Raw genomic sequence first — 21,148 nt, forward strand, 5'->3', positions numbered from 1 at the left:
GTGTGTCCCCTAGGCGGTGCGGTGTCGGAAGAGGAAGCGCTGGAGGCCGCTGAGGGCCAGGTCCAGGACGACGGCGATCACGGCGACCAGGACCGCGCCGCCGAGCACCTGGACCAGGTCGCGCTGCGCGAGGCCGTCGAAGACGTAGCGGCCGAGGCCCCCGAAGGAGACGTACGCGGCGATGGTCGCCGTCGCGACGACCTGGATCAGCGCCAGCCGCAGGCCCGTCATGATCAGGGGGAGCGCGAGGGGCAACTCGACCTGGAACAGCACCTGGTGGCCGCGCATGCCCTGGCCGCGCGCCGCGTCGCGCACGTCCGGGTCGACGGAGGTCATGCCGGCGTAGGTGTTGGTGACGATGGCCGGGACCGCGAGGGCGACCAGCGCGACGTACACCGGCAGCATGGACAGGCCGCCGGCGAGGAAGACCAGGACGACCAGGCCGACGGTGGGCAGGGCGCGGCCGAAGGACGCGAGGTTGATCGCGAGGAAGGCGCCCTTGCCGGTGTGGCCGATCAGCAGGCCGACCGGAAGGCCGATCGCGGCGGCGACCAGCGTGGCCAGCAGGGAGTACTGGAGGTGTTCGGCCACCCGGTGGGCGATGCCGTCGGGGCCGGACCACTGACTTCCGCTGACCAGCCACTTGCCGAGGTCGGAGAAGAGTTCGTACATCAGGCCCGCCTCCTTCGCCACGGGGTGAGGACGTACTGGAGGGCGACCAGCAGGGCGTCCGCGACGACGGCGAGCAGGAGGGTCAGGACCACTCCGGCGATCACCGGGGTCGGGAAGTCGCGCTGGAAGCCGTCGGTGAACAACTGGCCGAGGCCGCCGTCGCCGATGTAGGTCGCGACGGACACCAGGGAGATCGACATCACCGTGGCGATCCGCACGCCCGCCATGATCACGGGGAGCGCGAGCGGGAACTCCACGGTCAGGAGGGTGCGCAGCGGGCGGGTGCCCATCGCCTTCGCGGCCTCCTTGGTGCGGGCCGGGACGGAGTCGAGGCCCTCGACCGTGTTCCGCAGCAGGACGACCAGGGTGTAGACCGTCAGGCCGATCACGGTGGTGGTGCGGGTCAGACCGCTGACCGGCAGCAGCAGGACGAAGATCGCGATGGATGGGATCGTGAACAGGACGTTGGAGACGCCGAGCAGGAAGCCGCGCAGCGGGCGGACCCGATGGGCGAGCACGGCCAGCGGGAGCGAGAACACGAGCCCGAGCAGGACGGCGGTCAGCGCCGCCTCCAGGTGCGAGACCGTGAGCGTGAGCAGGTCACCGGCGTGCTCCGTGACCCAGGACCAGTCGACGGTCATGCGGCGGGCTCCCGGGTGGGGGCGGAGGCGAGCGGAGCGGCGGCCGTGTGGGCCGCGCCCGCGTGCTCGTGGATCAGCTCGCGCGAGGTGACGCCGGTGACGGCACCGTCCTCGTCGACCCGTGCGACGAGGCCGCTGGGCGAGGCGATGGACTCGTCGAGCGCCGAGAGCAGGGAGTCGGTGTCGCGCAGGGCCCGGACGGGCAGCAGCGGCGCGTCGCCGGCCGGGCCGGTCACGGGGCGGTCCGTGTCGAGCCACCCGAGGGGCCGGCCCGTGGCCGAGGTGACGAGCCGCCAGCGGCCGTCGCCGGCGCCGGCCGGGGACTCGTCGGCGCGCAGCGTCGGGGCGGTCGTCTGCGGTACGTCGGTGAGCGGGGTCAGCGACAGCAGCTTCAGGCCGCGTTCCGCGCCGAGGAAGCCGGCCACGAAGTCGTCGGCGGGGCGGGCGAGGAGTTCGGCGGGCGGGGCGCACTGCACGAGGTGGCCGCCGGTGCGGAAGATCGCGATGCGGTCGCCGAGCCGTACCGCCTCGTCGACGTCGTGTGTGACGAAGACGATCGTCTTGTTCAACTCCTTCTGGAGCCGTAGCAGTTCGTCCTGGAGCTGGGTGCGCACGACGGGGTCGACCGCGCCGAAGGGCTCGTCCATGAGCAGCACGGGCGGATCGGCGGCCAGCGCGCGGGCGACGCCGACGCGCTGCTGCTGGCCGCCCGAGAGCTGGTGCGGGTAGCGCCGTCCGGCGTCGGCGGTCAGCCCCACCGTCTCCAGGAGTTCGGCGGCGCGGGCGCGCGCCCTGCGGCGGTTCCAGCCGAGCAGCAGCGGCACGGTGGCGATGTTGTCGAGGACCGTGCGGTGCGGGAAGAGGCCGGCCTGCTGGATGACGTAGCCGATGGAGCGGCGCAGCTCGGCGGCGTCCTGCTCGGTGACGTCGCGCCCGCCGACGTGGATGGTGCCGCTGCTGGGCTCCACCATCCGGTTGATCATCCGCAGGGTGGTCGTCTTGCCGCAGCCGGAGGATCCGACCAGGACGGTCACCCCTCCTTCCGGCATCTCCAGGGAGAGGTCGTGGACCGCCGTCGTGCCGTTGGGGAAACGCTTGTGGACCGCGTCGAACTGGATCATGAGATGTCCCTTGCCCGGCTGTATAACGTCATGCAGAGTTCTTGGTGTCTGAATAGGTTGTCAATGCTCCGGTGTTAATCCGCCGTAACTGATGACCGGGGAACAAGATCGGATGTCCCGATTGAGGGGAGTTTGGGCTTGATGTCGTCTCGGATCGTGGACGCCCGGGGATCTGTACGCGGCGACCTGGTTGTCCTCGACGGGATCGGACTCGGCGTCGGGGACGTCGTACGGCTCGCCGACGGCGCCGCACGCCCCGTGCCCGGGAACGACGCGCTGCGCCGGGCGGAGGAGTCCTGGGACGCCGCCCGGAAGATCGCCGCCACCGGACGGGTGTACGGCCGCTCCACCGGCGTGGGCGCCAACCGCACCGAGGACGTGCCCACCGAGGCCGCCGCCGGGCACGGGCTGCGCCTGCTGCGCAGCCACGCGGGCGCCATCGGCGAGGAACTGCCCGCCCGCCAGGTCCGCGCGATGCTCGCGGTCCGCGCCAACCAGCTCCTCGCCGGGGGAGCCGGACTGCGGCCCAGCGTGGTCACGGCCCTGTGCGAGGCCCTGGAGTCGGGCGCGCACCCCGTCGTCAACGAATTCGGATCGGTCGGCACCGGCGACCTCGCGGCCCTCGCCCAACTGGGCCTCGCCCTCGCCGGCGAACACCCCTGGCGCGGCACCGGCGCCCCCGCCCCGCAGCCCCTCGACAACAACGACGCCCTCGCCCTGATCAGCAGCAACGCCCTCACCCTCGGACAGTCCGCGCTCGCCCTGCACGAGCTGCGCGCCCTCGTCGAGGCCACCCAGGTCGTCGCCGCGCTCTCCCTGCTCGCCGTCGACGGCTCGCACGAGGCGTACGCCGCCCCCGTGCACGCCGCCCGCCCGCACCGCGGCAGCGTCGAGGTCGCCCGGCGCATGCGGGTGCTGATCGGCGCCGCCGACCGGCCCACCCCGCCGCTCGGCCGCATCCAGGACCCCTACGGCTTCCGCTGCCTGCCCCAGATCCACGGACCCGCGCACGACGCCGCCGACGCCCTGGAACAGGTGCTCGCCGTCGAGATCAACGCGGCCGCCGAGAACCCCCTCATCCGCGCCGAGGACCTGGCCGCCTATCACCACGGCGGCTTCTACCAGGCCCAACTGGCCCTCGCCCTCGACCACTTCAGGCTGTCCCTCACCCAGGTCGCACGGCTGTCCACCTCACGGCTCTCCACGCTCAACGAACCCGCCTACACCCGGCTGCGGCCCTTCCTCGCCGACCAGGAGCCCGCCTCCTCCGGCGTGATGATCCTGGAGTACGCCGCCTCGGCCGCCCTCGGTGATCTGCGCGCCTTCTCGGCCCCCGCCTCCCTCGGCCACGCTGTACTCTCCCGGGGCGTCGAGGAACAGGCCAGCTTCGCCTCGCTCGCCGCCCGCCAGACGCTGCGCGCGTGCGCCGCGTACCGGCTGGTGGTGGGCTGTGAACTCGTCGCCGCCGTACGGGCGCTGCGCCAGCGCGACCTCAGGCCCGACCCGGGACTCCCGGCGGGCCGGGCCCTGGAGCTCGCCGAGGCGGTCCTCGACGCGGACCCGGCCGACCGGCCGCTCACGGACGACGTGACGGCCGCCGCCGCACTGCTCGACCGGTTCACCGACATCTGGAGGGGGAGCACGTCATGAGCGTGACCGACAGCCCTGCGACCCGACTGCAGGCGCTCTTCGAGGGGCACCGGCTCACGCCCACCCAGCGGCGCATCGCGCACAGCATGGTGCGGCGCGCCTCCGACGTGCCGTTCCTGTCCAGCGTGGAGCTGGCCGAACTCGCCGGCGTCAGCCAGCCGTCCGTGACCCGCTTCGCGGTCGCCCTCGGCTTCGACGGCTACCCCGCCCTGCGCAAGCACCTGCGCGAGGTCGTGCCGGCCGAGCCCGCGGCGGACGCGGCCTCGTACAACGAGTACCAGCAGGCCGTCGAGGCGGAGATCGAGAACCTGCGGCACCTGGCCGAGGTGCTGGCCGACCCCCGGCCCGTGCGGCGGGCGGGCCGGATGCTGGCCGCCTCCCGCCCGCTGCCCGTGCTCGGCCTGCGCGCCGCCGCCTCCCAGGCCTACGGCTTCTCCTACTTCGCCGCCAAGGTCCACCCGGACGTCCGGCTGCTCGACGAGGGCGGCACGATGATCCACGACCGCATCGACGCCGCCGTGCGCGCCGGGGCCACCGCCCTGCTGTGCTTCGCGCTGCCCCGGCACCCGCGCGAGGTCGTCGACACCCTCGGCTACGCCAAGGAGGCAGGCCTCTTCGTGGTCACCGTCGCCGACTCCGCCTTCGCCCCGGTCGCCAAGGCGTCCGACCTCCTGCTGCCCGCCGCCGTGGGCACCGGCCTCGCCTTCGACACCGCCTGCGCGCCCATGCTCCTCGGCCGGGTCCTGCTGGAGGCCATGTGCGACGACCTCCCCGAGGCCCAGGCCCGTCTGGAGGAGTTCGACGCGCGGGCCGCGGCCCGGGGGCTGTTCGTGGAGTGACCCGCCCGGCCGCTCTCAGGCTCGTCTCACGTTGGTCGCCTAGCCTGCGCCTCCTCGGACGTGGACGCGGATGTGACGCGGGAGGACGGCGTGGCACGAGGAGGACAGGGACTGGCCCGGGTGGCCGTCGTGGTGCGGGCCGGAGCGGGCCCGCTGTGGTGGGCCGGGGTGTTCTCCGCGGGCGTCGGTGTGCTCCCGCCCGGACTGACCGGGCGGCGCATCGGCGTCCTCGCGGGGGCCGCGCTGTTCCTGGTGGCCGCGGCCGTCGTCGCGTACACCCGCAGGCGGCGCTACGACCGGCTGCTGCGCGCGGCCGTCCGGGCCGGCAAGCACGACGTGCTCCAGGACCGGTCCGTCAGCGTGCGCACCTGGCGGCGCGGGCACCGCTGGTGGCTGCTGCTCGCGTGCGCCGCCGCGCTCGGCGTCTCCTTCGCCGTGCCGGCCGCGGGCGGCATGCTGCTCGCCGGGACCGGCGCCGGGCTGCGCCTGAAGGCGGCCTGGCTGGGGCGGCGCGAGCGGGCCGCCGACACCCTGCTGTGGGTGCGCGTCGACTGGCTCGACCGCCGCGGCGGCCGGCCCGCGGGCGAGGCCGTCAAGGCGTACCGCGCCACCGGCGTCGCGGCCGGCGACGCGGCCCCCGGCGGGGCCCGCCGCCGCACCGCCGCACTCGTCTGACCTCAGACCTCCAGATCCTGCTCGATCCTGCGCAGCTGGTGCCGGGCCATCGCCAGGTTGGCGCGGCCCGCGTCCAGCACGAGGTAGAGGAACAGCCCGTTGCCGCCGCGGCTCTTGAGCAGCCGGATCAGGTGGTACTGGTCGCTCAGCGTGATCAGGACGTCCTCGATCTCGCCCTTGAGGCCGAGGTGTTCCATCGTGCGCAGCTTGGCCCGTACGACGTCGGTGTTCCCGGCGGCGGCCACGTTCAGGTCGAAGGTCTTGCTGCCGCCCATCGTGCCCAGCGCCATCCCGCTGGTGTAGTCGACGAGCGCGACGCCGGTGGCGCCCTCGATGGAGGTCAGGGCCTCTTTGAGCGCGGTCTCGGTGTTCGCCATGGGTGAGTCTTCCTCTCGGCTGTTCAACTGTCGGTAGCGGTCCGCGCGTCGGTGGCGGCACCGCGGGGTGTGCGGGTGGGTCTGGTGCGGGCGGCGGGCGGCCGGGCGGCGGCCCGCGCGGGCACCTCGGCGGCCGTGTCCTCGGCGGCGTCGAGCAGCTCCCCGATCCGGGCGCCGAACCGGCGGCCCTCCAGATGCAGCCGGCCGACGTTGATCCGGTCCTCGGCGAGCAGCGTCAGCACCGTGCTGCGGCCCGCCGCGTAGGTCGCGACGTAGCCGCCCGTGCTGTGCAGCAGCAGTTCGCGGAAGCTGCCCTGCGCGGTCGCGTCCGCGATCAGGACCGAGCCGCCGAGCGCGGACGCGGTGAGCGCGGCCAGTCCCTCCGGGTCGACGCCCGGGGTGTCCTGGGCGACGACCAGACCGTCCACCCGGGCCGCGAGCGCACCGGTCAGCCGGGGGAGACGGGTGCGCAGCCGGCGCAGTTCGTCGAGGACGGCGTCCCGTACCGGCTCGGACGGCATCACATCGCTCCTTTCGGCGGGTCGGAGCCGTTCAAAGGGCCTCCAGCGCATCCCTGAGCCTCTTCAGCAGCGCGATGTCGGGGTCGGTGGTCGGGTCTGTCGTCGGGTGGGTGGTCAAGTGGACGGTCGGGTGGACGGCCGGCCGGGCGGGCGGGGCGGTGGTCGAGGGGCCGGCCGGGGGAGGGGACACGGGCGGCGCCGGTCCCGGGACGACGAATCCGGCCGCGGCCAGCCGCCGTACCTCCAGCAGCGTGTGGAACGCCGGACGGCCCAGCTCCCGGGCGATCTCGCGCGCCGTGCGCACACCGTCCATCCGCTCCAGCACGGCCCGCGCGCGGGCCGGGACGGGCGGGGCGGCCACGGGACGGGCCCGCACGAGCGGCCGGGCGTCGGTGGCCGGATCGGGCCAGGCCCGCTCCAGCAGCTCCCGGCGGCGCAGCGTCTCCCGCTCCAGCTCCGCCACCGGGACCGGGCGCGCGGGGGCCGGCGCGAGCGGGTCGCCGTAGCGGAAGCGGCCCGGGGTGCTGCTGGGCGCGAGGGCGAAGTACCCGGCGTCGTACAGCGCGCCCAGCAGGCACATCTCCAGCGCCGCCGTGCCCAGCGCACCCGTCTCGCCCAGCAGCCGGACGGCCCCGGCCGCGCCGCCCGCCCGGTCGGCGGCCCGCCGCCAGGTGTCCGGGTCCAGGGGACCACGGGCGGTCAGGAGCACGTCGAGTCCGGGGGCGTGCGGGCTCTCGGCGTGCACCACGCGGCCCTCGGTCAGGTGCAGCGAGCCGTGCTCGCGGACGAGGACGCCGGTGGCGCGCTCCTCGGCGAGCCGGGCCAGCATCGGGGAGACGGCGCCCAGGGCGCGGGCCCGGGCCCTCGCCTGGTTGGCCGCGCGGTCCCGTACGGGCAGCGGCGGCGGGGAGCCGGTTCCGACCACGGTCATCCCAGCACCAGCCGCCCCGCCATCTCGCCGAGCCGGATGCGGGCGAGGGCCAGGTTGCCGTCCTCGCGGGCCAGCCACAGGTGCAGCAGCACGGTGCTGTCGAAGGGCGTGTCCACGAACCGCAGCAGGTGGTAGCTGTCCCGGTTGCTGACGATCAGGTCCTCGACCGGTGGCCGTCCGTCGTCTCCGCCGGTGGCGAAGGCGACGTGCTCGGCGGCCGTGCGCGCGAGTTCCGCGGCCTCGGCGGCGGCCGTCTCGTGGTCCTCGCCGGGCGCGTCCCCGACCGTGCCCAGGGCCAGCCCGCTGGTCCAGTCCACCAGTGCGGCCCCCCGGGCTCCGGGCAGGCGCATGGCGTCGAGCAGGCACTCGTCGATTCCGGGCACAGTGGCTCCTCTCCTGCCTGGGCGTCCGGCTGAGTGACGTAGAAACTACGCACCGTGTGCGGGGCAGGTGAGCCTTCTGGCATTTTCCGGTGGAACATGCGTCCGGTGGACTAGGGTCGGTCAATTGCGCACGTGTTCAACCCCGTTGAGCGGGTGCGCGCAGGGCGGTGAGCGCGTCGGTGTGCGCCCCGCCGGACTCGGCGACGATCTCCTCGGGCGTCTGCGGTGTGCGCACGGTCGCGAAGGACACGCCCCCGGACCCGTCCGGCGCGAAGCCGTGGACACCCGGCCGGGGCAGGGAGTTGTACGCGTAGTGGTGCGCGAAGAAGTACGCGCCCGTGTCCAGCGCCGCCGCGTGGTCGCCCTGCTCCAGCAGCGGCAGCCGCCGCCCCTCGGCGAGCAGGTCCCCGGCGAAGCAGGCCGGTCCCGCCACGTCCTGCACCACGTCGGGCCCCGGCTTGGGCCGGCCCTTCGTGTCGTAGGCGGCGATCCTGAGCGGCCAGGTCCCCGGCGCGTACACCGTGCGGGTCGCCACCTGCACGCCCGCGTGCGTCACCGCGACCGCCCGCCCGCCGGAGCGCTTGGTGTACTCCACGCGCGCCACCACGGTGCCGTGCTTGGCGAGCAGCGACCGCCCGAACTCGGTCACCAGCCCGTACCGCCCGTCGAACAGCCCCGGCACCGCCTCGCTCAGCAGCCGCGCGTACTGCGCGTACGTCGGGGTCGTCGCGTCCGAGCCGAAGTTCACCGGCAGCCCGCCGCCGATGTCGAGCGTGTCGACCTGCCGCCTGCCCGCGCGCCGGTTGATCTCCTCGGCGAGCCGGTACGTCTCCTCGACGCCCCGGGCGATCACGCACAGCGGCACACCCTGCGAACCGGCGTGCACATGCAGCCGGGTCAGCCACGGCCGGTCGAGATACGCCCGCACCACCCACTCCCTGGCGCCCTCGTCCCCCAGCGCCACCCCGAACTTGGAGGTCGCCGTGGCCGTCGACAGCGCCTCGATGGAACCGGCGCCGACCTGCGGGTTCACCCGGATTCCCAGAGGGGAGCGGTGGTCCGCCGCCCGGTGCAGGGCGTCGAGCCGGTCCAGCTCCTGCGGGTTGTCCACGTGGACGGTGGCCCCCAGCGCCAGCGCCTCCCGCAGCTCGGCCGGTGTCTTGGCGGGCGCGTCCAGCACGATCCGCTCCCCGGGCAGCCCCGCCGCGCGGGCCAGCGCCAGCTCGCCCGGGCTCGCCACCTCCGCGCCGATGCCCTCCTCGTGCAGCAGCCGCACCACCGGCACCAGCGGGCACGCCTTGACCGCGAAGGCGTGCAGCACGGGGGTGCCGGCCGGCAGCACGCGCGCGAACGCCTTCCGCAGCCGGGCGGCGGACTCCCGGATGCCGACGACGTCGAGCAGGCCCACGATCGGACGGTCGGGGCCCAGCAGGCCCTGCTCCACGGCGGCCCGCACCGCCTCGTCCCGGCGCGCCGCCCGTGCGGACGCCTCGGTGCGACCGGCCGCCTCGTCGTCCACGACGTCCCCCGGCCTGTCCGCGCTCGACTCCATGCCTCCAGCGAAGCACCTCCACCGCGCCACCACCGGACGTACGGCGTATTGACTAGCTCTATTCAGCAAGCGAGGATGTGAATAACCGCAGTAAAACAGTCCGTCGGGAGCAACCGCCAGGAGGCAGACCATGTCAGGACCACGGCCCGTACGAGCGCCGCGCGGTACGGAACTGAGCGCCCTGGGATGGCAGCAGGAGGCCGCCCTCCGGATGCTCCAGAACAACCTCGACCCCGAGGTCGCCGAGCACCCCGACAAGCTCGTCGTCTACGGCGGCACCGGCAAGGCCGCCCGCGACTGGCGCTCCTTCGACGCCATGGTCCGCACGCTGCGGACCCTCAAGCAGGACGAGACCATGCTCGTCCAGTCAGGCCGCCCGGTCGGCGTCATGCAGACCCACGAATGGGCCCCGCGCGTCCTCATCGCCAACTCCAACCTCGTCGGCGACTGGGCCAACTGGGAGGAGTTCCGCCGTCTGGAGGCCCTCGGCCTGACCATGTACGGCCAGATGACCGCCGGCTCCTGGATCTACATCGGCACCCAGGGCATCCTCCAGGGCACCTACGAGACCTTCGCCGCCGTCGCCGCGAAGAAGTTCGGCGGCAGCCTCGCCGGGACCATCACCCTCACCGCCGGCCTCGGCGGCATGGGCGGCGCCCAGCCCCTCGCGGTCACCATGAACGACGGCGTCGCCCTCTGCATCGACTGCGACCCGCGCGCCATCGAGCGCCGCATCGAGCACCGGTACCTCGACGTGCGCGCCGACTCGCTGGACCACGCCCTCCACCTGGCCGTCGAGGCGCGCGACGCCCGCAGGCCGCTGTCCATCGGCGTCCTCGGCAACGCCGCCGAACTGGTCCCGCAACTGCTCGCGATGGACGCGCCCGTCGACATCGTCACCGACCAGACCTCCGCCCACGACCCGCTCGCCTATCTGCCGGTCGGCATCGCCTTCGAGGACATGGCGACCGCCGCCGCCAAGGACCCGGCCGGGTTCACCACCCGCGCGCGGGAGTCCATGGCCAGGCACGTCGAGGCCATGGTCGGCTTCCAGGACGCCGGCGCCGAGGTCTTCGACTACGGCAACTCCATCCGCGGCGAGGCCCAACTCGCCGGGTACGAGCGGGCGTTCGCCTTCCCGGGCTTCGTCCCCGCCTACATCAGGCCGCTGTTCAGCGAGGGCAAGGGCCCCTTCCGCTGGGCCGCGCTGTCCGGCGACCCGGCCGACATCGCCAAGACCGACCGGGCCATCCTCGACCTCTTCCCGGAGAACGAGTCGCTGGCCCGCTGGATCAAACTGGCCGGTGAACGCGTCCACTTCCAGGGCCTGCCCGCGCGCATCTGCTGGCTCGGCTACGGCGAGCGCGACAAGGCCGGCGAGCGCTTCAACGACATGGTCGCGAGCGGCGAACTGGCCGCCCCGCTGGCCATCGGCCGCGACCACCTCGACTGCGGCTCCGTCGCCTCCCCCTACCGCGAGACCGAGGCCATGCTCGACGGGTCCGACGCGATCGCCGACTGGCCGCTGCTCAACGCCATGGTCAACGTGGCGTCCGGGGCGTCGTGGGTGTCCATCCACCACGGCGGCGGCGTGGGCATGGGCCGCTCCATCCACGCCGGGCAGGTGACGGTCGCGGACGGCACGAAGCTCGGCGGCGAGAAGATCCGCCGTGTGCTCACCAACGACCCCGGCATGGGCGTCATCCGCCACGTGGACGCCGGCTACGACATCGCCGAGTCGGTCGCCCAGGAGCGGGGCGTGCGGGTGCCCATGCGCGAGGGGGACGACGCGTGACGGTGCGAGCGGACGACGGTCCCGGGCCGGTGCGGGGCGACGGCCCGCCGCCCGGTCCGTCCGCGGACTCCTTCCACACGATGTGGCGGGAGCTGCTGCCCATCGGGCGGGACCGCGGGTCCGGTGGCTACCGGCGGTTCGCCTGGACCGGCGCCGACGGCGAGTGCCGGGCGTGGTTCCGGCAGCAGGCCGAGGCCCGCGGCCTCGCCTACGAGGTCGACCGGAACGGCAACCAGTGGGCCTGGCTCGGGGACCCCGCGCAGGGCGACGCCGTGGTCACCGGGTCCCATCTGGACTCCGTGCCGGACGGCGGGGCCTTCGACGGCCCCCTCGGCGTCGTGTCCTCCTTCGCCGCGCTCGACGAACTGCGCGGCAGGAACGTCCGGTTCACCCGGCCCCTCGCCGTCGTCAACTTCGGCGACGAGGAGGGCGCCCGGTTCGGGCTCGCCTGCGTCGGCTCCCGGCTGACCGCGGGACACCTCACCGTCGAGCAGGCCCACCGGCTCACCGACGGCGACGGGATCACGCTGCCGCGGGCCATGGAGGCCGCGGGACACGACCCCGACGCCATCGGCCCCGACCCCGAACGGCTCGCCCGCATCGGCGCGTTCGTCGAACTCCACGTCGAGCAGGGCCGCGCCCTCGACCTCACCGGCGACCGGGTCGGCGTCGCCAGCGCCATCTGGCCGCACGGCCGCTGGCGGTTCGACTTCCGGGGCGAGGCCAACCACGCCGGCACCACCCGGCTCGTCGACCGCCACGACCCGATGCTGTCCTACGCCGAGACCGTGCTCGCCGCCCGCCGCGAGGCCGGCCTCGCCGGTGCCGTCGCCACCTTCGGCAAGATCTCCGTCGAACCCAACGGAGTCAACGCCGTCCCCTCACTGGTGCGCGGCTGGCTCGACTCCCGCGCCGCCGACCAGAAGACCCTCGACATCGTCGTCGGCGGCATCGAACAGGCGGCCCGCGAATACGCCACCGTCCACGGCGTCGACCTCGACGTCGTCCGCGAGTCGTTCACGCCTGTCGTCGAGTTCGACCACGCCCTGCGCGACGAACTCGTCCGCGTCCTCGGCCGGGACACCGACCTCAGGGTGCCCGTCCTCGGCACCGGGGCCGGACACGACGCCGGCATCCTCTCCGGGAGCGTCCCGACCGCCATGCTGTTCGTGCGCAACCCCACCGGCGTCTCGCACTCCCCGGCCGAGTCCGCGGCCGAGGACGACTGCCTGGCCGGGGTGACCGCGCTCGCCGACGTACTGGAAGGGCTCGCCACGTGACCAAGCGGACGTACTGGCTGGAGCACGCCTGGCTCGGCACCCACGTCGAGCAGGGCGTGGCCCTGGAGACGGACGAGGGCCGGATCACCGCCGTGCGCACCGGCACCCCCGCGCCGCCGCCCGGCGCCGAGGTCCTGCGCGGACTCACCCTGCCGGGCCTCGCGAACGCGCACAGCCACGCCTTCCACCGGGCGCTGCGCGGCACGGTCCAGGTGGGCTCCGGGACCTTCTGGACCTGGCGCGAGGTCATGTACTCCGTCGCCGGCCGGCTGACCCCCGACACCTACCACGCCCTCGCCCGCGCCGTGTACGCGGAGATGGCCCTGGCCGGCGTCACCTCGGTCGGCGAGTTCCACTACCTGCACCACCAGCCCGGCGGTACCCCCTACGCCGACCCCAACACGATGGGCGAGGCCCTGATCGCGGCCGCCGCCGAAGCCGGTGTCCGCATCACCCTCCTCGACACCGCCTATCTGTCCTCCGGCTTCGGACAGCCGCCCACCGCCCATCAGCTCCGCTTCTCCGACGGCGACGCGGACGCCTGGGCCGAACGCTGTGCACTTCTCAAGGAACGGGATCACGCGCGGATCGGGGCGGCCGTCCACTCCGTACGGGCCGTGCCCGCCGACCAGTTGGCCACCGTGGCGCGCTGGGCCGAGGAGCGGCGGGCCCCGCTCCACGTGCACCTGTCCGAGCAGACCGCCGAGAACGACGCCTGCCAGGAGGCCCACGGCCGCACCCCCACCCGGCTCCTCGCCGACCACGGTGTGCTCGGGCCGCGCACCACCGGTGTGCACAACACCCACCTCACCGCCGCCGACATCGACCTGCTCGGGGACTCCGGCACCGGCACCTGCATGTGCCCGACCACCGAGCGGGACCTCGCCGACGGCATCGGACCCGCCGCCGCCCTCCAGCGGGCCGGCTCCCCGCTCTCCCTCGGCTCCGACAGCCACGCCGTCATCGACCTGTTCGAGGAGGCGCGCGCCATGGAGCTGGACGAGCGGCTGCGCACCCGCACCCGGGGCCACTGGACGGCCGCGGCCCTGCTGCGCGCCGCCTCCGCGGACGGTCACGCGGCGCTCGGCTGGGACGAGGCCGGCACGATCGCGCCGGGCGCGCTCGCCGACCTGACGACGATCGCCCTCGACTCGGTCAGGACAGCGGGACCGGAGCCCCGGCTCGGCGCGGAGACCGCCGTATTCGCCGCGTCCGCCGCGGACGTGCGGCACACGGTCGTGGGCGGGCGGCACGTCGTGCGCGACGGGGTCCATCTGCTCGTCCCCGACGTGCCGTCGGCGCTGGCCGGCGCGATCCGAGCCCTGCGCGGCTGAAGCCCACCGCCATCACCGAGGACGCCATGAGCAGCAGCACCGTCATCACGAACATCGCCACACTGGTCACCAACGACTCCTCTCTCGGTGACAACTCCCCGCTCGGACTGGTCCGGGACGCGGCCGTCGTCATCGAGGGCGACCGCGTCGTGTGGACCGGTGAATCCAGCAAAGCACCCGCCACTGACAATCGGGTCGACGCGGCCGGCCGGGCGGTGCTGCCGGGCTTCGTCGACTCCCACTCCCACCTGGTCTTCGCGGGCGACCGCACACAGGAGTTCAACGCCCGTATGTCGGGCCGCCCCTACAGCGCGGGCGGCATCCGCACCACGGTCGCGGCGACCCGGGCGGCGAGCGACGCGGACCTGTCGGCGAACGTCGCCCGCTATCTGCGGGAGGCCCTGCGCCAGGGCACGACCACCTTCGAGACCAAGTCGGGCTACGGCCTGACGGTCGCCGACGAGGCCCGCGCCCTGCGCATCGCCGCCGAGCACACCGACGAGGTCACCTTCCTCGGCGCCCACGTCGTCCCCCCGGAGTTCGCCGACGACCCGGCGGGCTACGTCGCCCTGGTCACCGGCGAGATGCTCGACGCCTGCGCGCCCCACGCCCGCTGGATCGACGTCTTCTGCGAGGAGGGCGCCTTCGACGGGGACCAGGCCCGCGCGATCCTCACGGCGGGCCGGGCGAAGGGCCTGCACCCGCGCATCCACGCCAACCAGCTCTCGTACGGCCCCGGTGTCCAGCTGGCGGTCGAGCTCGACGCGGCAAGCGCCGACCACTGCACCCACCTCACGGACGCGGACGTGGACGCGCTCGCGAGCGGCGGCACGGTCGCCACGCTGCTGCCCGGCGCGGAGTTCTCCACCCGCGCCCGGTGGCCGGACGCGCGCCGGCTGCTGGACGCGGGCGTGACGGTGGCCCTGTCCACGGACTGCAACCCGGGCTCGTCCTTCACCTCCTCCGTCCCCTTCTGCGTCGCGCTCGCGGTGCGGGACATGGGGATGACCCCGGACGAGGCGGTGTGGTCGGCGACGGCGGGCGGCGCGGCGGCCCTGCGCCGCACCGACGTGGGCCGGCTCGTGCCCGGCGCCCTGGCCGACCTGACCCTGCTGGACGCGCCGAGCCATGTCCACCTGGCCTACCGGCCGGGCGTGCCGCTGGTGAGCGGCGTGTGGCGGCGGGGCGTACGCGTGGTCTGACCCGCGTGCTCCCGGCCTGGTCCCACCGGGGCCCGCGGGACGTACGGACACGGCAGCGGCCCGGCGCGAGTGCGCCGGGCCGCCTCCCACGTCACCCTGGGGAGCCGGAGGTCACTCCTCCAGCGTCAGGCCCCTGCGCAGTCGCACCAGCGTGCGGGACAGCAGCCGTGACACGTGCATCTGGGAGATGCCCAGTTCCTCGCCGATCTCGGACTGGGTCATGCCCGCCACGAAGCGCAGCGAGAGGATCCGCCGGTCGCGGGCGGGGAGTTCGGCGATCAGCGGTTTCAACGACTCGACGTACTCGATGCCTTCGATCCCGTGGTCCTCGTACCCGATGCGGTCCGCGAGGGCGCCCTCGGAGTCGTCCTCCTCGGGCTGGGCGTCCAGCGAGGCGGCGGTGTACGCGTTCGAGGCGGCCATGCCCTCGACGACCTCGTCCCTGGACAGGCCGAGGCGCTCGGCGAGTTCGGGCACGGTCGGGGCGCGGTCCAGCTTCTGGGCCAGCTCGTCCCCGGCCTTGGCGAGGTCGAGGCGCAGCTCCTGGAGCCTGCGCGGCACCCGCACCGACCACGAGGTGTCGCGGAAGAACCGCTTGATCTCGCCGATGATGGTGGGCATCGCGAACGTGGGGAACTCGACCCCGCGGGACAGCTCGAAGCGGTCGATCGCCTTGATCAGGCCGATCGTGCCGACCTGGACGATGTCCTCCATCGGCTCGCTGCGGGAGCGGAAGCGGGAGGCGGCGAACTTGACGAGCGCCAGGTTGAGCTCGACGAGGGTGTTGCGCACGTACGAGTACTCGTAGGTGCCTTCCTCCAGCGACTCCAGCCGCTCGAAGAGCGTCTTGGACAACGCCCGCGCGTCGACGGCGTCGACCTCGTCGTACGGGGGGATCTCGGGAAGCCCCTCGATGGGATCCAGTTGTTCCGGTGGGGGTGTCGACGTCGCGTGGGGGGTAGGCGATGCGTCGAGCCGGGGTGACATGGTGTCCTCCATCGTTCTCGGCATATGGCTGCCGAAGCCGTGCGTGCACTGCGGTGTGCGGCGCCTCCAAAGCCGGCCGTGTCGGTGTACGTGTCCTACTAGCCCTACCCGTTTCACCGAGCCCTCCGCAAGTGCGTTCTGTGAGCATATGCCCGATTATGTGCGTTTGTTCGGGTGTCGGAGTGCGTGTGGAGGGCGTAGTGTTCGAGGGCATTCAGTCAGCAGCCACGACCTCGGGAGAGAGACGGCATGGACCGCGGGACAGTCGGCAGCGCACAGTCGGGCCGGCTTCTGGTGGAGGTGCGCCAAGAGGGCACCAGCGCCGTTGTGACACCGGCGGGTGAGCTCGATCACCACACCGCCGACCTATTGCGTGAGCCCCTCGACGACCTGCTGGCCAAGGGCTTCGCGCGGCTCGTCGTGGACTGTTCACGGCTGGAGTTCTGCGACTCCACGGGGCTGAACGTGCTCCTGGGGGCCCGCCTGCGGGCCGAGGCCGCGGGGGGAGGCGTCCACCTCGCGGGAATGCTCCCGGTCGTGGCCCGCGTGTTCGAGATCACAGGGGCCGGAGCGGTCTTCACCGTCCACGACTCCGTCGAGGCGGCCCTGGCCGGCGAAAGCGGCTGATCGGGTCCCGCGGCGGTCGAAGGGGTGTTCCGTGGGACAGGCCGGGCAGGAGAGATCCAGAGCCCGTCGCCCACAGGGCCCCGGGCGGACCACGAACGACCTGCGTACGACGTACGTATTGAACCTGTACCGAGTACTGACTACTGAATCGCGAACCGGCGAATCGGTGAGGTGAAGCGCTGATGAGCACCGAGGGGGCGACGGCCGTGCCGTCGGAGGGCCGGCAGGTCCGCAGGCTGCGCCTCGACGGCGAGAGCGGTGTCGTGCCGCTCGCACGCGACTACGCCCGTCAGGCGCTGTACGCGTGGGGCTGGCTGCCCGCGGCGTCCGCCGACCGGCGGGCCGCCGCCGAGGACGTACTGCTCGTCGTCTCCGAACTGGTCACCAACGCCTGCCTGCACGCCGACGGGCCCGACGAGCTGTTCCTCTCCTGCGACAACAAGGTCATCCGGATCGAGGTCTCCGACCGCGGCAGCGGTCAGCCGGCCCCCCGCACCCCCCATCGCTCCGGCCGCCCCGGCGGCCACGGCATGTTCATCGTCCAGCGCCTCTGCCTGGACTGGGGGGTCGTGCGCACCCCGGGAGTCGCCGGCAAGAAGGTCTGGGCCGAACTCGGCGCCCCGGCGTAGCGCCGTGGCGACCGCCCGCCCACCGCCTCCCGGGACCGGGGACGACGGGCGTGCGGTGGCCACGGCGACGGCGGGAGCGTCAGCTCACGTCGCCCATGAGCCGCTTGACCTTGGCGCGGTACATCCAGACCGCGACACCCGCGAGCACGGCGAGCACGGCCTCCAGGGTCACGATGCCCGTCGTGTTGAGGTCGACGCCGGCGACACCGAGCAGACCGGTCGTGGCGTCACCGGCGGTGACGGCCAGGAACCAGACGCCCATCATCTGCGAGGCGTACTTCGCGGGCGCCATCTTCGTGGTCACCGACAGGCCGACGGGGGAGAGCAGCAGCTCACCGACGGTCTGCACGAAGTAGATCGCCACCAGCCACAGCGCCGCCGCCTTGTGGCCGCCGTCCGCGATCGCCAGCGGGGCGAGGAACAGGAAGAAGGACGCGCCGACCAGGACCAGGCCCAGGGCGAACTTCGTCGCCGTGCCCGGCTCCCTGCCGCGCCGGTTCAGCGCGAGCCACAGCGAGGCGAACACCGGCGCGAACGCCATGATCATGACCGGGTTGACCGACTGGTACCAGGAGACCGGGAAGCCCCAGCCGAACACGCTGTTCTTCGCCGACTCGTCCGCGAAGATCGACAGGGTCGAGCCGCCCTGGTCGTAGATCATCCAGAACACGGCCGCCGCGACGAAGAACCAGACGTACGCCGACATGCGCGACTGCTCGCCGCGGTCCAGGTCCTTGTCCCGCTTGATCCGGGCGAGCACCACGACCGGGATGACCAGGCCGGCCACGATGATCGGGACCATCACCCAGTTCAGGGTGTAGGCGCCGGAGAAGCCCACGATCGCGTAGAAGACCACCGCGACGGCCGCCCACAGCGCCGCCTTGCGCAGCGTGGCCGCCTTCTCCGCCGCCGACAGCGGGGTCGGTACGACGTTGGAGGCCGGGCTCAGATGGCGCGTGCCGAGCAGGAACTGCCCGAGCCCCACCGCCATGCCCAGCGCGGCGAGCGCGAAGCCGAGGTGCCAGTCGACGTTCTGGCCGACGGTGCCGATCACCAGCGGCGCGGCGAAGGCGCCGACGTTGATGCCGATGTAGAAGAGGGTGAAGCCGCCGTCGCGGCGCGGGTCCTCGGGGCCGTCGTAGAGGTGGCCGACCATCGTCGAGATGTTGGCCTTCAGCAGCCCGGAGCCGATCGCGACCAGGCCGAGGCCCGCGTAGAACGTGCCGGCGCTCGGCAGTGCCAGGGTGAGGTGGCCGAGCATGATGACCGCGCCGGCCACGGCGACCGTCTTGCGGGGGCCGAGCACCCGGTCCGCGAACCAGCCGCCCGGCAGGGCGAGCAGGTACACGAGGGAGAGGTACACCGAGTAGATCGCCGTGGCGGTCGCCGCGTCGAGGTGCAGCCCGCCCGGGGCCACCAGGTACAGGGGGAGCAGGGCCCGCATGCCGTAGTAGGAGAAGCGCTCCCACATCTCGGTCATGAAGAGCGTGGCCAGGCCGCGGGGGTGGCCGAAGAAGGTCTTCTCGGACCCGGGGGTGCCCGGGTGGACCGAGTCCTTCGTCAGGCTGGTCGCCATGGTCGTTCCTTGCTGTCGGGACGCGCGGCTGAGCGTTGCGCGCCCGTGGGGGGAGTCCGCCCGCACACGAAAAGGACCTTCAGCGACAGATCCCGCCGAAGGTCCCCTATGTGCTACAGGCGTTCAGCTCACCATACGGCAGGACACTGACCGATATGGAAGGACTTGAGACAGGGATCACAGGTGTCCGGGGAACCGCAGTGACTGTTTCGAAGGTCCCACCACCCTCTCACCTGTCGCACGGAGGTTCGTCCCGCTGTGCCCGAAGGTAAGAATCCCGGCGGGCGATCACACCCCAGCTCCGTGCGCGGGCGGTCTACCATCACCTCATGACCCGTGTACTGCTCGCCGAGGACGACGCGTCCATCTCGGAGCCGCTGGCCCGCGCCCTGCGCCGGGAAGGTTACGAGGTCGAGGTGCGCGAGGACGGACCCACCGCGCTCGACGCAGGAATGCAGGGCGGGGTCGATCTGGTCGTGCTGGACCTGGGCCTGCCCGGCATGGACGGCCTGGAGGTCGCCCGCCGACTGCGCGCCGAGGGCCACACCGTGCCCATCCTCATCCTGACCGCGCGCGCCGACGAGGTGGACACCGTCGTCGGCCTCGACGCGGGCGCCGACGACTACGTCACCAAGCCCTTCCGGCTCGCCGAACTGCTCGCCCGGGTCCGGGCCCTGCTGCGGCGCGGCGCCGCCGAGCCCCAGCAGCCCCCGGCCACGCACGGCGTGCGCATCGACGTCGAGTCGCACCGCGCGTGGATGGGCGAGGAGGAGCTCCAGCTCACCGCCAAGGAGTTCGACCTGCTGCGGGTGCTGGTGCGCGACGCGGGCCGGGTCGTCACCCGCGACCAGCTGATGCGCGAGGTCTGGGACACCACGTGGTGGTCGTCCACCAAGACCCTGGACATGCACATCTCCTGGCTGCGCAAGAAGCTCGGTGACGACGCGGCGAACCCCCGCTACATCGCGACGGTGCGCGGCGTGGGCTTCCGGTTCGAGAAGAGCTGAGCCCCCTCGGGGCTCGTGCGGGTGACAGCTCATGCGCCGACGACTGATCCAGTCCACCCTCGCCGTCGTACTCGTCGTGATCGCCGTGTTCGGTGTGTCGCTGGTCATCGTCGAGACCCGCACCATCAGCAACAGCGCACAGGAGCGCGTCGACTCCGAGGCCCTGCGGCTCGCCAGCATCGTCGACAGCCGGCTGCTGGGCGCGGAGAACGTGTCCGCGGAGATACTCGGCAACCAGGTCGCCAGGGAGCAGTACGCCGTCATCCGCATCCCCGGTCAGGAGCCCATCGAGCTGGGCACCCGGCCGGAGGGCGAGGTGATCCACTCCAGCGCCCGCGGCGAGGAGGGCGAGGAGGTCACCGTCCAGGAGCCGCGCTCCTCGGTGACCCGCGAGGTCGGCCGCACCCTGCTGATCATCGGCGCCGTGGCGCTGCTCGCGGTGATCGCCGCGGTGCTGCTCGCCGTGCGCCAGGCCAACCGGCTCGCCTCCCCGCTGACCGACCTCGCGGAGACCGCCGAACGCCTCGGCTCGGGCGACCCGCGCCCCCGGCACAAGCGGTACGGCGTGCCCGAGCTGGACCGGGTCGCCGACGTCCTGGACCGCTCCGCCGAGCGCATCGCGCGGATGCTCACCGCCGAGCGCCGGCTGGCCGCCGACGCCTCCCACCAGCTGCGCACCCCGCTCACCGCCCTGTCGATGCGCCTGGAGGAGATCACCCTCACCGACGATCCCGACACGGTGAAGGAGGAGGCGAACGTCGCGCTGACGCAGGTGGAGCGGCTGACGGACGTGGTCGAGCGGCTGCTGACCAACGCCCGCGACCCGCGCACCGGCTCCGCCGTCGCCTTCGACCTCGACGAGGTCATCCAGCAGCAGCTCGCCGAGTGGCGCCCGGCCTACCGCAGCGCGGGGCGCGCGATCGTCTCCTCGGGCAAGCGGCACCTCCAGGCGGTGGGCACACCGGGGGCGGTGGCCCAGGTGCTGGCGGCACTGATCGAGAACTCGCTGATGCACGGCGGCGGCACGGTCGCGCTGCGCACCCGGGTCACCGGCAACCAGTCCGTGGTCGAGGTCACCGACGAGGGGCCCGGCGTCCCGGCCGACCTCGGCGCGCGGATCTTCGAGCGTGCCATCAGCGGCCGCAACTCGACGGGCATCGGCCTCGCCGTCGCCCGTGACCTGGCGGAGGCCGACGGGGGACGCCTGGAACTGCTCCAGGCCCAGCCCCCGGTGTTCGGCCTGTTCCTCTCGCGCACCCCGCCGCCCCGCAAGCCGGAGGACGAGCCGGAGCCGATGGTCCGCTGACGCGGTCGTGTCGAAGCGGTCCGCCGGGGGCCCGCGGGCGAGG

21 protein-coding genes are annotated in these 21,148 nt (G+C 73.3%); 11 read left to right on the forward strand and 10 right to left on the reverse strand.

Going from position 1 to position 21,148, the window contains the following annotated elements; translation table 11 throughout:
• Window positions 1–9 precede the first annotated feature (9 nt).
• Genes AB0F77_RS06410 through AB0F77_RS06420 form a run of 3 tightly spaced genes read right to left on the reverse strand, consistent with a single transcriptional unit; the run spans window position 10 to window position 2,434 of the window.
• Window positions 10–672 carry an ABC transporter permease gene (locus AB0F77_RS06410; protein ID WP_361942378.1) on the reverse strand — a complete coding sequence of 221 codons (663 nt, stop codon included), beginning with the start codon at window positions 670–672 and terminating at the stop codon, window positions 10–12.
• On the reverse strand, window positions 672–1,313 hold the full coding sequence (locus AB0F77_RS06415) for an ABC transporter permease (RefSeq protein ID WP_361942381.1): 642 nt from the start codon (window positions 1,311–1,313) through the stop codon (window positions 672–674). The genes AB0F77_RS06410 and AB0F77_RS06415 overlap by 1 nt, the downstream gene beginning before the upstream one ends.
• A complete protein-coding gene (locus AB0F77_RS06420; protein WP_361942384.1) occupies window positions 1,310–2,434 on the reverse strand; it encodes an ABC transporter ATP-binding protein in 1,125 nt (374 codons plus the stop codon). The genes AB0F77_RS06415 and AB0F77_RS06420 overlap by 4 nt, the downstream gene beginning before the upstream one ends.
• Window positions 2,435–2,575: 141 nt before the next feature.
• Between AB0F77_RS06420 and AB0F77_RS06425 the strand changes: the two genes are divergently transcribed.
• From AB0F77_RS06425 to AB0F77_RS06435, 3 genes are all read left to right on the forward strand, one after another.
• Window positions 2,576–4,084, forward strand: a complete 1,509-nt coding sequence (locus AB0F77_RS06425) for an aromatic amino acid ammonia-lyase (protein WP_361942387.1) — start codon at window positions 2,576–2,578, stop codon at window positions 4,082–4,084.
• Window positions 4,081–4,923 carry a MurR/RpiR family transcriptional regulator gene (locus tag AB0F77_RS06430; RefSeq protein WP_361942390.1) on the forward strand — a complete coding sequence of 281 codons (843 nt, stop codon included), beginning with the start codon at window positions 4,081–4,083 and terminating at the stop codon, window positions 4,921–4,923. Before AB0F77_RS06425 ends, AB0F77_RS06430 begins: the two co-directional genes overlap by 4 nt.
• A 90-nt stretch (window positions 4,924–5,013) precedes the next feature.
• Complete coding sequence (locus tag AB0F77_RS06435) at window positions 5,014–5,598, forward strand: hypothetical protein (RefSeq protein WP_361942393.1); 585 nt, start codon at window positions 5,014–5,016, stop codon at window positions 5,596–5,598.
• A gap of 2 nt (window positions 5,599–5,600) precedes the next feature.
• Here the strand turns inward: AB0F77_RS06435 and AB0F77_RS06440 are convergent, their stop codons facing one another.
• The 5 genes from AB0F77_RS06440 to AB0F77_RS06460 all read right to left on the reverse strand — a co-directional run bounded on the left by AB0F77_RS06440 (window position 5,601) and on the right by AB0F77_RS06460 (window position 9,362).
• Window positions 5,601–5,975, reverse strand: a complete 375-nt coding sequence (locus AB0F77_RS06440; RefSeq protein WP_361942396.1) for a hypothetical protein — start codon at window positions 5,973–5,975, stop codon at window positions 5,601–5,603.
• A gap of 23 nt (window positions 5,976–5,998) precedes the next feature.
• Window positions 5,999–6,496, reverse strand: coding sequence for a roadblock/LC7 domain-containing protein (locus AB0F77_RS06445; protein ID WP_361942399.1), 498 nt, complete (start codon window positions 6,494–6,496; stop codon window positions 5,999–6,001).
• Between the two features lie 31 nt (window positions 6,497–6,527).
• Window positions 6,528–7,427 (reverse strand): transcriptional regulator, encoded by a 900-nt coding sequence (locus AB0F77_RS06450; RefSeq protein ID WP_361942402.1) that lies wholly within the window; start codon window positions 7,425–7,427, stop codon window positions 6,528–6,530.
• Window positions 7,424–7,810 (reverse strand): hypothetical protein, encoded by a 387-nt coding sequence (locus AB0F77_RS06455; protein WP_361942405.1) that lies wholly within the window; start codon window positions 7,808–7,810, stop codon window positions 7,424–7,426. The genes AB0F77_RS06450 and AB0F77_RS06455 overlap by 4 nt, the downstream gene beginning before the upstream one ends.
• 136 nt (window positions 7,811–7,946) lie before the next feature.
• Window positions 7,947–9,362: a diaminopimelate decarboxylase gene (locus AB0F77_RS06460; protein ID WP_361942408.1), complete on the reverse strand. Its 1,416-nt coding sequence runs from the start codon at window positions 9,360–9,362 to the stop codon at window positions 7,947–7,949.
• A gap of 130 nt (window positions 9,363–9,492) precedes the next feature.
• Here AB0F77_RS06460 and hutU point away from each other — a divergent pair, with 130 nt between their 5' ends.
• The 4 genes from hutU (at window position 9,493) to hutI (ending at window position 14,973) form a co-directional block, all read left to right on the forward strand.
• Window positions 9,493–11,157: a urocanate hydratase gene (gene hutU / locus AB0F77_RS06465; protein WP_361942411.1), complete on the forward strand. Its 1,665-nt coding sequence runs from the start codon at window positions 9,493–9,495 to the stop codon at window positions 11,155–11,157.
• A gap of 80 nt (window positions 11,158–11,237) precedes the next feature.
• Window positions 11,238–12,437 carry an allantoate amidohydrolase gene (locus AB0F77_RS06470; RefSeq protein WP_361942554.1) on the forward strand — a complete coding sequence of 400 codons (1,200 nt, stop codon included), beginning with the start codon at window positions 11,238–11,240 and terminating at the stop codon, window positions 12,435–12,437.
• Entirely contained in the window at window positions 12,434–13,771 is a 1,338-nt protein-coding gene (locus tag AB0F77_RS06475; RefSeq protein WP_361942414.1) for a formimidoylglutamate deiminase, read from the forward strand. Before AB0F77_RS06470 ends, AB0F77_RS06475 begins: the two co-directional genes overlap by 4 nt.
• Before the next feature lie 26 nt (window positions 13,772–13,797).
• Window positions 13,798–14,973, forward strand: coding sequence for an imidazolonepropionase (gene hutI / locus AB0F77_RS06480; protein WP_361942417.1), 1,176 nt, complete (start codon window positions 13,798–13,800; stop codon window positions 14,971–14,973).
• A gap of 111 nt (window positions 14,974–15,084) precedes the next feature.
• Here hutI and AB0F77_RS06485 read toward each other — a convergent pair whose 3' ends face one another.
• Window positions 15,085–15,960: an RNA polymerase sigma factor SigF gene (locus AB0F77_RS06485; RefSeq protein WP_361942557.1), complete on the reverse strand. Its 876-nt coding sequence runs from the start codon at window positions 15,958–15,960 to the stop codon at window positions 15,085–15,087.
• Between the two features lie 249 nt (window positions 15,961–16,209).
• Between AB0F77_RS06485 and AB0F77_RS06490 the strand changes: the two genes are divergently transcribed.
• Window positions 16,210–16,587, forward strand: a complete 378-nt coding sequence (locus tag AB0F77_RS06490; RefSeq protein ID WP_361942420.1) for an STAS domain-containing protein — start codon at window positions 16,210–16,212, stop codon at window positions 16,585–16,587.
• Window positions 16,588–16,769: 182 nt separating this feature from the next.
• A complete protein-coding gene (locus AB0F77_RS06495; protein ID WP_361942423.1) occupies window positions 16,770–17,216 on the forward strand; it encodes an ATP-binding protein in 447 nt (148 codons plus the stop codon).
• A gap of 79 nt (window positions 17,217–17,295) precedes the next feature.
• Here AB0F77_RS06495 and AB0F77_RS06500 read toward each other — a convergent pair whose 3' ends face one another.
• Complete coding sequence (locus tag AB0F77_RS06500; protein ID WP_361942426.1) at window positions 17,296–18,792, reverse strand: oligopeptide:H+ symporter; 1,497 nt, start codon at window positions 18,790–18,792, stop codon at window positions 17,296–17,298.
• Between the two features lie 329 nt (window positions 18,793–19,121).
• Between AB0F77_RS06500 and AB0F77_RS06505 the strand changes: the two genes are divergently transcribed.
• Window positions 19,122–19,799: a response regulator transcription factor gene (locus AB0F77_RS06505; RefSeq protein ID WP_235457590.1), complete on the forward strand. Its 678-nt coding sequence runs from the start codon at window positions 19,122–19,124 to the stop codon at window positions 19,797–19,799.
• 31 nt (window positions 19,800–19,830) lie between these two features.
• Window positions 19,831–21,105, forward strand: coding sequence for an ATP-binding protein (locus tag AB0F77_RS06510; RefSeq protein WP_361942429.1), 1,275 nt, complete (start codon window positions 19,831–19,833; stop codon window positions 21,103–21,105).
• Window positions 21,106–21,148 lie beyond the last annotated feature (43 nt).

Source organism: Streptomyces sp. NPDC026672, from assembly GCF_040638185.1.
Classification (GTDB): domain Bacteria; phylum Actinomycetota; class Actinomycetes; order Streptomycetales; family Streptomycetaceae; genus Streptomyces.

Excerpts from the sequence above, each read along its gene's own strand:
- AB0F77_RS06415 (WP_361942381.1), bottom strand. The coding sequence starts at position 1,313 with ATGACCGTCGACTGGTCCTGGGTCACGGAGCACGCCGGTGACCTGCTC.
- AB0F77_RS06450 (WP_361942402.1), bottom strand. The coding sequence starts at position 7,427 with ATGACCGTGGTCGGAACCGGCTCCCCGCCGCCGCTGCCCGTACGGGAC.
- AB0F77_RS06485 (WP_361942557.1), bottom strand. The coding sequence starts at position 15,960 with ATGTCACCCCGGCTCGACGCATCGCCTACCCCCCACGCGACGTCGACA.
- hutI (WP_361942417.1), top strand. The coding sequence starts at position 13,798 with ATGAGCAGCAGCACCGTCATCACGAACATCGCCACACTGGTCACCAAC.
- AB0F77_RS06495 (WP_361942423.1), top strand. The coding sequence starts at position 16,770 with ATGAGCACCGAGGGGGCGACGGCCGTGCCGTCGGAGGGCCGGCAGGTC.
- AB0F77_RS06490 (WP_361942420.1), top strand. The coding sequence starts at position 16,210 with ATGGACCGCGGGACAGTCGGCAGCGCACAGTCGGGCCGGCTTCTGGTG.
- AB0F77_RS06460 (WP_361942408.1), bottom strand. The coding sequence starts at position 9,362 with ATGGAGTCGAGCGCGGACAGGCCGGGGGACGTCGTGGACGACGAGGCG.
- AB0F77_RS06505 (WP_235457590.1), top strand. The coding sequence starts at position 19,122 with ATGACCCGTGTACTGCTCGCCGAGGACGACGCGTCCATCTCGGAGCCG.
- AB0F77_RS06420 (WP_361942384.1), bottom strand. The coding sequence starts at position 2,434 with ATGATCCAGTTCGACGCGGTCCACAAGCGTTTCCCCAACGGCACGACG.
- AB0F77_RS06430 (WP_361942390.1), top strand. The coding sequence starts at position 4,081 with ATGAGCGTGACCGACAGCCCTGCGACCCGACTGCAGGCGCTCTTCGAG.
- AB0F77_RS06425 (WP_361942387.1), top strand. The coding sequence starts at position 2,576 with ATGTCGTCTCGGATCGTGGACGCCCGGGGATCTGTACGCGGCGACCTG.
- AB0F77_RS06410 (WP_361942378.1), bottom strand. The coding sequence starts at position 672 with ATGTACGAACTCTTCTCCGACCTCGGCAAGTGGCTGGTCAGCGGAAGT.
- AB0F77_RS06445 (WP_361942399.1), bottom strand. The coding sequence starts at position 6,496 with ATGCCGTCCGAGCCGGTACGGGACGCCGTCCTCGACGAACTGCGCCGG.
- hutU (WP_361942411.1), top strand. The coding sequence starts at position 9,493 with ATGTCAGGACCACGGCCCGTACGAGCGCCGCGCGGTACGGAACTGAGC.
- AB0F77_RS06500 (WP_361942426.1), bottom strand. The coding sequence starts at position 18,792 with ATGGCGACCAGCCTGACGAAGGACTCGGTCCACCCGGGCACCCCCGGG.
- AB0F77_RS06510 (WP_361942429.1), top strand. The coding sequence starts at position 19,831 with ATGCGCCGACGACTGATCCAGTCCACCCTCGCCGTCGTACTCGTCGTG.
- AB0F77_RS06440 (WP_361942396.1), bottom strand. The coding sequence starts at position 5,975 with ATGGCGAACACCGAGACCGCGCTCAAAGAGGCCCTGACCTCCATCGAG.
- AB0F77_RS06470 (WP_361942554.1), top strand. The coding sequence starts at position 11,238 with ATGTGGCGGGAGCTGCTGCCCATCGGGCGGGACCGCGGGTCCGGTGGC.